The organism is Clostridioides sp. ZZV14-6154, from assembly GCF_020657785.1.
Classification (GTDB): Bacteria; Bacillota; Clostridia; order Peptostreptococcales; family Peptostreptococcaceae; genus Clostridioides.
The window spans coordinates 434,261-445,768 of the sequence record NZ_JAGWCY010000002.1; the positions used below are offsets into that span (position 1 = coordinate 434,261).

Below are 11,508 nucleotides of genomic sequence, written 5' to 3' on the forward strand. Positions count from 1 at the left end.
GGATAGACTTTGACTCTTTTGAAGCATTTTTAAGTGAGGCAGATAAAAAACTATATAAAGCTAAAAAATCAGGAAAAAATAAGACTATATATTAGAGTAAGTATATAAGTATATTAAAAATAGTTTTATGATTTTAATAAGGTTGTAAATTGCAAGTTAACCATTTATAGCATGTAATTTAAAATAAAAATTATTTTGAAATTTACAACCTTATGTATTTAATATTAATTAATTTTTTTAAAAGAAAGGGCTACTTTAAATAAATCAGCATCTATAATTATTTCCATAGCTGCATTTTGTAGTTCAATTATATTTTGAGAAATTGATAAGCCCAGACCGGAGCCATCTGTATTTCTCGATATATCACCTCTTCTAAATCTTTCTATTAATTCTTCTGGTTTTAGATTTAGTTTATCATTTGAAATATTTTTAAATGTTACTATTATATCTTCATCCTTTATAAACATATCTATGTAAACTCTAGTATTTTTCATAGAGTATTTTAGTATATTGCCAATCAGGTTTTCAAATACCCTCCAAGTCTTTTTTCCATCTATCATAGTAAATACAGATTCTTCAGGTGTTTCTATTATAAAATCTAAATTACTGTTTTGAATTTTATCTTCAAGTTCTACTATACTTTGAATTAAGAGCTCTTTTATATCAGTTTTTGTTATATTAAATTCCACATCACCACTACTAAGCTTAGAAGCTTCAAATATATCCTCTATTAATAATTTTAATCTTTGTGATTTTTTATCTAAAATATTTATATAGTCGTTTATTGTTTCTTTATCAAAGTCATTATTTTTTAACATATCAACATAGCTTAATATAGATGTAAGTGGAGTCTTTAAATCATGAGATACATTTGTTATAAGCTCTGTCTTCATTCTTTCACTTTTTATATTAGCATCTACAGCAGCCTCAAGACCATCTGTTATACTATTTATGCTTTTGGATAAATCAGATATTTCATCGTCTCCTATCACTTCCAACTTATATTTTAGATTTCCATTTTCAATATTTTTTATATTTTTCGAGATATTATTTATGTAATTAAACTTAGTAGATAAAAAGTTGTATATAGAAGAATAAGAAATTATACTTACAAGTGTGAATAAAACCTCTATAACTATTGCCTCCGCATAATATACACGCATAAATAATACTAAAACTATGTACTGAATAATTGCTTGTATAACTATAGAGATTAAAAAAGTTATAGCTAGTTTCTTATTTATAGTTTTTCTATTATATATGCTAACAAGGTCTGAAAAGAATCTATATGTTATAGACATATCTTTTGGATTATAGCCACCATGTTTTATATTTTCATATATTATATAAATTACAGATAGAATAATAAAATTAAATACAATTAAATTGGCATTGTAGAACATTTTAGTATTTGTAAATATGTAAAATCGTAATACTAGAAGTATTAAAATTAATATAAGTATAATTTCAATTTTTATCTTAGAAAAGAAAGTAATAATGTTTTCTAAGAGTTTAACTTTCTTTTGGCTATTTTTTTTATATAATATAAGAAATAACACAGATAATAAACAACTTGCTAATGTAATACCTTCACAAATAAACTTTAAATTTGCTTTTGGTAAGGATAAAGGCGTACCAAAATAATAGAAATAAGGTATAATCTCCTCATTATAGAAATAATTATACTGATTAATATCAATAAAGTTATTATTTAAATCGTATATTGTTTCAAATAATGTAGAAAAGGAGAGAAATAATAGTAATAATAAAATAAATTTTGCTCTTGAATCATTAATAATTAAGTTTTTCAATTTTGTAACCAATTCCCCACACCACCTTTAAATATTTTGGTTCTTTTGAGTTTACTTCAATCTTTTCTCTAATTCTTCTAATATGAACAGCAACAGTTCTTTCACAGCTATAAGCATCTTCATTCCAAACTTTTTCATAAATCTCATGAGAGGAGAATATTTTTCCTTTTCGTGATAGGAGAAGAGCAAGTATTTTATACTCAAGAGGTGTCATTTTAACTTCTTCACCATCTAAAGAAACTATTTTTGTATCTGTATTTAGCTCAAGACCTCCACTTTTTAAAACATAATTAGTATCGTTTGAGCTATTTGTATTACTAAAGTCTCCTAAGTTTATATATCTTCTAAGTTGAGATTTTACTCGTGCAGTAAGTTCTAGTGGATTAAATGGTTTAGTTATGTAGTCATCAGCGCCCATATTAAGACCTATAATTTTATCCATATCTTGTGATTTTGCAGATAGAAGGATTATAGGAATATTCTTTTTTTCTCTTATTTTGAGTGTAGTTTTAAGACCATCTAAATTAGGCATCATTACATCCATTATTATTAATTTAATATCATTTTCAATTAATATATCCAAAGCTTCTAAGCCATCGTATGCTTTTAAAACATTAAGATTATCAGGTCTTAAATAGAATTCTATAGCATCTACTATTTCTTTATCGTCATCTACGACCAATATATTTTGATTCACTTTATTATTCCCCCTCGAAATTTTATTTTTAATCAATCTTTATTTTATACTAAAAATTGGTTTCAGAAAATAGTAAGTATATTAACTGATTAGCTCTAAAAATATATTAACAAATATAAATAACAAAGGAGTTTCATAATTATTAAGAATTTATAACAAATATTTATTTTAAAATAAATATTTGTTATAAATTAGGGGTGTGGAGTATAGAAGGAACATTTTTATCATTTAATAATTTATCAAAAGACTTGTGGTCAGATTTATAACCAATACCTTCTCTGCATTCTGATTCATCAATAAGTTTGTATTGTTCACACGCATTTTTTACTTTTTCATAATCCTCAATAGAATGAGCTTTATAAACTATTTTGTTGTTAAAACTTATTTCATGAGCAAACTTAGATTTTACAAAGTATTTGGCATCTTTGATTTGACCAGAGTTATACAGACCTTGAATGACAGAGCCATTTTTTATATGTTGTAAATGGTCATCTAACTTATAAGTATGTGCTATATGGGTTACACTTTTAAATTTTTTTTCAAAAGTAATTGCAATTTCTTCCATAGAGTTAAAATTAGTAGTACCATTTACATTTTTTTCTGGCAATATTATTATATTTTCTCTTTTTACTCCTAGATTATTAAGAGAAGCTAAGAATTCTCTATTTCTATATTCTGATTTTTGGCTATCTGTAAGAGTTTCATATTTTTTATATCTATCGAAAACAGATATACCACATCCAGTAGATACTAAAACCACAAATACATGATTTTTTCCTCTTTCTTTTACAGCGTTTACAATAGCACTGCCAGCCCACAATACTTCATCATCTTGATGTTGAACATAGAAAACAACATAATCTTTAAATTTTCTATGACTATAATTAATATAGCTATTAAAACCTGTTAAAATCAAGCATAAAACTAAAATGATAGATAAAATTCCATACTTATTTATAGTAAACTTCTTGTTTTTAAGAGTCATTTAATCATCTCCTGAAAAGCTGTCTTAGTTATATTATCAATCAAAGTATTAAAAATTATTTCTTAAAAACTAAAAATTATAGAGTAGATTAATGGAATAAATTTTTTTTGTGCTAAAGTAAAATTAAAAAAATTTTATATATAAGTAAGAAAAAAGAAGGGATGGTTTAGATGGTTGATATCCTATGATTGCCACCTTTGGATTATCAAATTTATTTTTTATAAACTTAGGAAAATTCTTTTCACATATTTCTGGTTAATTATTTTTACAGTGAATAGTTTTATCTATCATATTGAGATATTTTATAACAGCATTTAATGACGCTATAAAAATGCTTCTATCTTTAGTATATCTTCTATCTGCATCATTTTAGACAAGTGATTAACCCTTTTTTCATTGCTTTAATTTAGTGCGGTGTTAAGTATTTAAACTAAATTCAAAGGCGTAGATTTAGTATTATTAACGCCTTTGAAAATTTAGATACTGTTATAATTTTGTTTGTTTATACTCGTTTATATAGTATACTAGTAAAATAGTATTAACATTAATTACACAACGATTTTAATTGTGCTTTTAAGAATAATGTTATATTTTTAAATATAGTTCTTTTATCAAGGTCATTTACATATATATCTTCAATGCATGAATCTACAATAAATTCCTCACATAAATCCACTTCTATGTCTAATTTAGGATTATATCTGTAACCATTTATTGTAACTATTGGTTTTCCAGGTGGTGAAATAACTATTCCTTCTTCATATGTCAAGCATTCAAATTTGGCATATGGAATTATATATGCTAAAAATGGTACTTCATAATGTGCAGAATGAACTGATTGTTCATCTACTAGAGCAGTATATACTATTTTCTGTTTTAATAAGCCATTCACTATTAGTTTTCTTCCATTTAAGCATGTTCCTTCAGCATTTTGTAGTATTGTAAATGCACTAGTATTTTCACAATCAATTGGTATTCTACTTAAACTTTCAACAAGTACAATTAATACACCATTTTCTCCAATTAATATATCAAATGAAGGTGTAATGATATTATTAATTATTGTTTGTAAAGTTGTTATTAATATTTCTATTAATGGTCCTTCAAGTGTACTAACTGTTTCAAATATATCATTGATAACAATTTGTATAGATTTTAGTAATCTTATTAAATCGTCTGCTCTACATATTATAGAATTAAGAGATTCGCATACTATTCTTGCTATATCAGTTTGAATTGTATTTAACAAATCATCAATATCAAATAAAAGAGAATTTACAGATGGTTGAACTAAATCTAGTAATCTTTGTAGTTTAGCTAATAAAGGATTTATAATCTCGCCTAATCCAGGTATTAAAGGTATTGCATCCTTAATTGTTGATATTAAATCATTTATTCCACCAATCAATGTATTAATTGTTGTCTGTATATTTGTTTCTAGAAACTCATCTAATATAATTTCTATTCTATTCAATATATCTAAGCTAATATATAAATTATATGATTTATATGCAAATGGAGTTTCTATAAGTTTTACTGAAGTAATTGTTGCGCTTGCATAAACTTGATCTATATTTTCTATATCAGGTTTTAATCTTGGGATGGGAAGTATCTCAGGAATTGAAATCTCTGTCCAATTTAAGTTTTCCTTTTTACATCCATTCATATTTAATTTTGATACATCACATATACCTAAAGTTTTGATATTAAAGTCACATTCACAAGTTTTTTTATTACATCCCATTTTTATTCCTCCTCATTTTATTTAAATTACTTAACATATTTTTGATGCCTTTATAAAAATAGTTGTATTTTTAAAGACACTTCTTTCTGATAATACACATGCATATATATCCTCTATATATGCTGTTATCTTAAATTGTTGGTATAGTGGTGTATTTTTGTCTATTATTATAAATACTGAAAATGGTATATTAAAATGTGCAGAATGAACTGATTGTTCATCTAGCGCTGCTGTATAGATTATTTTTTGTCTTAGTAGTCCTTCTATTATTAATTTTCTTCCTGTCAAATTTGTACATTCTCCATTTGGTATAGTTTCTCCTGGTATAGAGTTTCCATTACATGAGATGTATCCGTTTACCAAAGGTGTTTTTATTACTCTTTGAGATATTATATCTACACAAGAATGTACCTCTACTATATCTTCTATATTTGGCTTTTGTGATGGTATATCTACTGTTTCTGATACAAAAAACTCTGTCCATTTGTTTTTATCTTCAGGACAAGGGCATTGTAAAACTTTTTCTATTTTTGATTCTGGATAGACACCAACAATATTTAATATCTTATCATCGCAACCGCATTTATCATGGAATTGATAAGATGTGCCATTTGTATAATTAGAATTTAACATTTCCTCTACTCCTTATTTTTATAATTTTATAATGTATTTCTTGGTATTGCATATAATAATAGTGTTGTATATTTCGATATAGTTCTTGCATCTAATAGGCTTACAGACAAATCTTCTATACACGCATTTACTTGATAATCTACATCAAGTGAGTCTAATTTCATTAATTGTGTGGCATTATTAAAAGTAATTTTCTGTGGTATAACTATATAGCTTGAAAATGGTACATAAAAATGTGCAGAATGAACTGGTTGAGATTTTTCATCAGCTGTATAAGATATTTTTTGACACAATTCACCCTCAACAATAATTTTTCTTCCTGTAGAGATTTTTCCTTCTAAGTTTGGTATAAAATCACAATTAGCATCTAAAGGTGATACAGGTGTCTTCACTACTTTTGTTCTCAATATATTTACTGATACATTAACTGAGTTTATTTGTTCAATATCTGGTTTTTGTATTGGGATATTTAAGGTTTCTGGTATATACATCTGAAACCAATAAGGATATTGACTTATAACCTGTGTAACATCGTCTGTGTCACATAAACCACTTATATCAATTAAATCCATATTACAAGCACATGCATTACTATTCATATTTATCTCTCCTTATATAATTTATTGAAAGTTTTTAGCTCTCAATATAATCTATTTAAATTTCGACTTTTTGTTACAAGTTTTCGAATATTTTTATTTTTTTAGTCTTTTTATAACAATATATGATTTTATATCATATATAAAATGTATATAGAAACTTTAATCTCTATATAATTATAAAATTAAGGAGATGTTTATATGAATGAAAGTATTTTAAAAACTGGAATTACCCCCTTAGAAGATTATCCAGATAACAAATGTATGAAATACTATAAAGAATTTATAGAAGATGATATACTATGTGTTCCAACACAAAAACCAGATATAGAATGTATTAATGAAGTAAGTGTAAAGATATGCATAGAAGATAAGGAGATTATTAACACGATACTAGGGCCAAAATTAGTTATAAAAGGATTAAAAAATATTAAGATTATATATACTGGAGATAATTGTCAGCAGTCTCTTCATTCTGCACATTGGAGTATACCATTTTGTCAATTTATTTTGTTAAAAGATTTGAGATATGATAAGTGTGATAATATTATAGAAACTATTTTTATTGGAATAGAGAATATTTGTGTAAAACACTTTGATTGTAGAATGATTGATTTATCACTATTATTTATAATTTGTCCACAACTTCATAATTGTAATAATTGTAAATGCTGTAGAAGTTATTGTATGCATAATCCAAATTTATGCTATTACGATAATGATACCTGTTCAGATAGTTGTAATAATGTTACACCATGTAAATATAGTCTTGGGGATAAATATAATAGCAAAATGAGATACAAATAAATATTTAAATAAGAGACAATAAGTATATTTACATATATTTATTGTCTTTTTATTCAATGAAAGTAAGTTTCTATAAGAGAAAATTTAATAATCATTATAAATAGATATATAATAAATTAATATAATATCGTATTATTAAACTTTATAATTGTTACTATTTGAGTTAAAATGTTGGAAAAAATTATATATCAGTAAATTTAAGATAATAAAAAAAGACCTCAATTACATGTAAAAATAAGGTCTTTTTATGGGTTTCAAAAAAAGTAAAAATATTATAGATTTTTACTTATACAAAAGAAGTTATCTATTTTAGATTTTAAATCCATTGAGATAACTTCGTTTGTATTATAGTTTGCATCTTATTATAAAATATTTCAAATAGCCAAAAAATTATATTATTTGTATTATTTAATATATTTAGCTATCAAAATATATTAGATTAAAATAATATACTCTATTATACTTAACATAGTTTTTGAAAGCTTTTGTTTTTTATAAAAATAAGATTTTTAGTAGTTTCTATTACATTTTTTTGTATAGCATTGTTTTTTGTACTTATCAAAACATTCTTGTATATTATCTTCATAGTTGTTTATATAAGGTGAGTTTTCATAATAAACATTATAATAGTCACATCCATGATGTTCATTATGATTACATTTTTTTGAACCACATTTTATAAATGCAATGGCTAATTTAATTAGTTCATCAATTAACTCCTCTATTTGATCTAATTCTTTTTCTAAATCACAAATTAGACAATCACAGAAAGAAGATTTTACATCTTTTTCATCATTGCATGAAATACAATCACTACAGAATATTAATAGTATAATTATTTTAGCTATAATAGATATTATTAAAAGTATAATTTGTACTAATAAGCAAAATAATTTTCCTACTAAAAATTCACATTTATCATTACAGTTTATTTGTCTTATAGCTTCAGCTAAACACTCAGATAATCTAAAAGCTCTTTTTAATTCTTCTCTAAGTTTGCAATTTTTTACATAGTTAGAATCTATTAGAGATTCTAATTCTTCGGAAAGTTCATTTAATATGCCATTGTCTAAATTGAAATTTAAATCTTTCTGAAAATCTAATTTAATTTTTGCATCAGATAAATCATAACTTTCGCCAACTAAAAAATATTTTATTATTCTCCATATTTGACAAGGTGTTAAATAAGCTCTTGTATTTGTATTTAAATATTCTTCTTTTGTCAATCCAATTACTAATTTCATTAAATCGCTAGAATATGATTCTAAATTATTCTTATAATATTCTAAACTCTTTGTATTATCCACTCTTTACCACTCCTATATATTTATTAGGATAAATTCAATATCCTAATATATATATATGACTTGGGTACATTTATGATACAAATAAAAACAAAATTTTACATTAATATATATATAAATACTATTTTTACTTGGATTATATAATTTTTTTATATTTTGTGTAAATATATGAATGAACATATGAAAGAACTTTTTCCTAATAAAGGTACAATAAGAGTATTGAATTCTATAAGTAGATTAAAAGAATCTTTACATAAACTAAAAAATCGTCCTGATAGCAATCAAGACGATTTTAATGAATAAATCATTACTTAAATTATTTTGAATTTGAAACTTCACCCTAGACTAATAGATTGTAGTTTCTTTTTTGTTTTTAACACAGATTTACATCTTCATTATATCGTATTTTAACAAAAATAAAACTGTGAATGCTAGAAATATATTTTAATTAATTTTTTAACATAATGCTATTTAAAAGTAGATAAAACTAAAAAGGGTGTTCTAGAAAATAAGGTTCATTTAATTATACTTGCTTACTAATATCATAACTTGATGCAAACAAGATTCTACTACATTTTTTCTGTACTCTAGTATAAAATCATCTAACTGTGTATCTATAAAATCACAATAATCATATGAACTGCCAATATAAGCAGTTAACATATGTGTACATCTATCCATTTTATATCTAAACATATATTATTATCCCCCTAAAAAACTTTCATAAAAACAAAAAGAAAAATATCTTTTTGGCAACTGGCTGACATAACTTATAAGATATTTTACAAGTCTTAGTCCCTATAGCTTTGCGTCACTAAATTTCTCTAGTTTTGCCGATTTAGTTTTATTCTACAACTACAATAATATAACAGAATTAGTTATTATTCAACATGACTATTTGAAAATTGGATAAATTTATAAATATGAACGTTATTTTACTTCAAAAAAAATAAACTAAACGTATAAATTATATGGTAAAAATTACCTGTATCAATTGTGATTAGAAGTTTCTATTATTAATTTGAGCTAGACAGAATTTGAGGGAGTGACAAAGCGTGGAAGAAGAAATATTAATAGAAGGGTTAGTAAGAGTAGAATTTATGGTAATGAACTATTTATGGGAAAAAGGTTCCTTGACATCTAAAAAAGAAATAATAAGAGACATAAAGCAGATGTATGGATAGCGTAAGAGTACTCTAAAAATAGTATTAAAAGGATTAATTTTTAAGGGTTTTTTAGCTAGAGATATTATAAGATTTCAATTGTATTATAAAATAATAATAACTAGTGAAGAGTATGATACTTTTAAGAAAAAAGTATTAAAATCTACTAAGAACAGAAAAATTATACATTCTCTTACGACGATACATAAGCCCGTGAGTAAAGAAAAACTAGATTATTTAGAAGAGTATTATAGGAATTTAGAAGAATAATTTAGTATAAATTGGAAATATTATTTATACAAATTTTCTTGTTTTAAAAAATTTGTTGATATAGACTTTATCTATATATAAATTAATAGTTTAAAAGATGAAAATGATAGGTAATTACATAATAAAAACAATGAAGGTATGAAAGTATAACTTTTTGTACCTTTATTTTATTTATTATTCTGAACATATTTTAAATTATTGAATAGGCTCACTTTTGATTTATATAAATTTTAGTAGAATATTTATATAATATAGATTGATAGGGAGAAAAACAAAACTTGTATAAGTGCCTAGTATCATAGTAAAATAAATACTTGAAACTATATTTCTTCCACCATTCTTCCACCTATGAAAAAAACTACTCAATAAGAATTAATATACATCAATTCAGCTTAATCTAATAAAAACACTTAAATTAAAGTAATTTGAAAAAAGCATAATTTAAATCAATTAATTCAAATAAACCTTAATTTAATGAAAATCTTAAGAAATATTTAAGATTTAGGATAATATTTTCTTAAGATTTATATTCTATTATATAGATATAAAGAAAAATTATAAAAATGTAAGATAATACAATATAACAATTTAGTCATTATTGAGAAAGGGAGTGAAAGATATTGTATAATAAATATAAGGATTATTATACAATAGAGGAAGTGAAAATATGTACAATATACTAGTAGTAGATGACGATAAAGAAATTGTTGATTCAATAGAGATATATCTTAAATCAGAAGGATTTAAAATACATAAAGCATATGATGGAATGAAAGCATTAGAAGTAATAACAGAAAATGATATTCATCTAATCTTAATGGATATAATGATGCCTAAATTAGATGGAATCAAAGCAACTGTAAAAATACGTGAAGAAAGAAATATACCAATAATTTTAATTTCAGCAAAAAGTGAAGATACAGATAAAATAATGGGATTAAACATTGGAGCTGACGATTATATAACAAAACCATTTAATTTATTAGAACTTGTAGCTAGAGTAAAATCAAACTTAAGGCGATATGTAACTTTAGGTAATTATGAAGATACATGCAAAGAAATTTTAAAAAGTGGAGCTCTAGAGCTAAATACATTGACAAAAGAAGTTAAGATTGATGGCGAAAATATAAAAATGACACCAATTGAATATAAGATAATTGAACTTCTTTTAGAAAATAAAGGACGAGTCTTCTCAATAGATGAGATATACGAAAAAGTATGGAATGAAGAAAGTTTTAATTCAGAAAATACAGTAGCAGTACACATTAGACGAATAAGAGAAAAGATTGAAATAAATCCAAAAGAACCAAGATTTTTAAAGGTGGTGTGGGGAGTTGGTTATAAGATTGAAAAATTTTAGCGGAAAACTTATGAAAGAAAAGAGTTTAATATTCAATTGCATTTTGATTTTAGTCGTTTTTACTTTTACACAAATATTAGGAATTCTTATATGTTTTAACTTCTTCTCAAGTAGCTTAATGTACTCTATGGGAATTAT

At 24.2% G+C, this 11,508-nt stretch carries 13 protein-coding genes and 1 riboswitch; of the genes, 5 read left to right on the forward strand and 8 right to left on the reverse strand.

The features are described 5' to 3' along the window. Window positions 1-224: 224 nt before the first annotated feature. The 6 genes from KGF45_RS08460 to KGF45_RS08485 form a co-directional block, all read right to left on the reverse strand. Window positions 225-1,823, reverse strand: a complete 1,599-nt coding sequence (locus tag KGF45_RS08460) for a sensor histidine kinase (protein WP_227842208.1) — start codon at window positions 1,821-1,823, stop codon at window positions 225-227. Beyond that, a complete protein-coding gene (locus tag KGF45_RS08465) occupies window positions 1,792-2,508 on the reverse strand; it encodes a response regulator transcription factor (protein ID WP_227830473.1) in 717 nt (238 codons plus the stop codon). The genes KGF45_RS08460 and KGF45_RS08465 overlap by 32 nt, the downstream gene beginning before the upstream one ends. 184 nt (window positions 2,509-2,692) lie before the next feature. After that, window positions 2,693-3,493, reverse strand: a complete 801-nt coding sequence (locus KGF45_RS08470; protein WP_227842210.1) for a PIG-L family deacetylase — start codon at window positions 3,491-3,493, stop codon at window positions 2,693-2,695. A 544-nt stretch (window positions 3,494-4,037) separates the two neighbouring features. Then, window positions 4,038-5,237 (reverse strand): hypothetical protein, encoded by a 1,200-nt coding sequence (locus KGF45_RS08475; protein WP_227830471.1) that lies wholly within the window; start codon window positions 5,235-5,237, stop codon window positions 4,038-4,040. Window positions 5,238-5,267: 30 nt separating this feature from the next. Beyond that, complete coding sequence (locus tag KGF45_RS08480) at window positions 5,268-5,870, reverse strand: DUF3794 domain-containing protein (RefSeq protein ID WP_227830470.1); 603 nt, start codon at window positions 5,868-5,870, stop codon at window positions 5,268-5,270. Between the two features lie 26 nt (window positions 5,871-5,896). After that, window positions 5,897-6,469 (reverse strand): DUF3794 domain-containing protein, encoded by a 573-nt coding sequence (locus KGF45_RS08485; RefSeq protein ID WP_227830469.1) that lies wholly within the window; start codon window positions 6,467-6,469, stop codon window positions 5,897-5,899. A 198-nt stretch (window positions 6,470-6,667) separates the two neighbouring features. On the opposite strand from KGF45_RS08485, the gene KGF45_RS08490 reads away from it, so the two are divergent. Then, window positions 6,668-7,273 (forward strand): DUF3794 domain-containing protein, encoded by a 606-nt coding sequence (locus tag KGF45_RS08490; RefSeq protein ID WP_227830468.1) that lies wholly within the window; start codon window positions 6,668-6,670, stop codon window positions 7,271-7,273. 509 nt (window positions 7,274-7,782) lie between these two features. Here KGF45_RS08490 and KGF45_RS08495 read toward each other — a convergent pair. Then, window positions 7,783-8,580, reverse strand: coding sequence for a hypothetical protein (locus KGF45_RS08495; protein ID WP_227828914.1), 798 nt, complete (start codon window positions 8,578-8,580; stop codon window positions 7,783-7,785). Window positions 8,581-8,745: 165 nt separating this feature from the next. Between KGF45_RS08495 and KGF45_RS20055 the strand changes: the two genes are divergently transcribed. Next, entirely contained in the window at window positions 8,746-8,880 is a 135-nt protein-coding gene (locus tag KGF45_RS20055; RefSeq protein ID WP_255287724.1) for a hypothetical protein, read from the forward strand. Between the two features lie 216 nt (window positions 8,881-9,096). Here the strand turns inward: KGF45_RS20055 and KGF45_RS08500 are convergent, their stop codons facing one another. Beyond that, the gene (locus tag KGF45_RS08500) at window positions 9,097-9,273 is read right to left on the reverse strand and encodes a hypothetical protein (RefSeq protein WP_227828913.1); all 177 of its coding nucleotides are present in this window, start codon (window positions 9,271-9,273) and stop codon (window positions 9,097-9,099) included. Between the two features lie 52 nt (window positions 9,274-9,325). After that, window positions 9,326-9,422: riboswitch (cyclic di-GMP riboswitch) on the reverse strand. A 210-nt stretch (window positions 9,423-9,632) separates the two neighbouring features. On the opposite strand from KGF45_RS08500, the gene KGF45_RS20060 reads away from it, so the two are divergent. From KGF45_RS20060 to KGF45_RS08510, 3 genes are all read left to right on the forward strand, one after another. Next, window positions 9,633-9,761: a hypothetical protein gene (locus tag KGF45_RS20060; RefSeq protein WP_255287723.1), complete on the forward strand. Its 129-nt coding sequence runs from the start codon at window positions 9,633-9,635 to the stop codon at window positions 9,759-9,761. 78 nt (window positions 9,762-9,839) lie between these two features. Continuing rightward, window positions 9,840-10,010: a hypothetical protein gene (locus KGF45_RS08505; protein WP_227842212.1), complete on the forward strand. Its 171-nt coding sequence runs from the start codon at window positions 9,840-9,842 to the stop codon at window positions 10,008-10,010. Window positions 10,011-10,677: 667 nt separating this feature from the next. Then, a complete protein-coding gene (locus tag KGF45_RS08510; RefSeq protein ID WP_227828911.1) occupies window positions 10,678-11,370 on the forward strand; it encodes a response regulator transcription factor in 693 nt (230 codons plus the stop codon). Window positions 11,371-11,508: the final 138 nt, after the last annotated feature.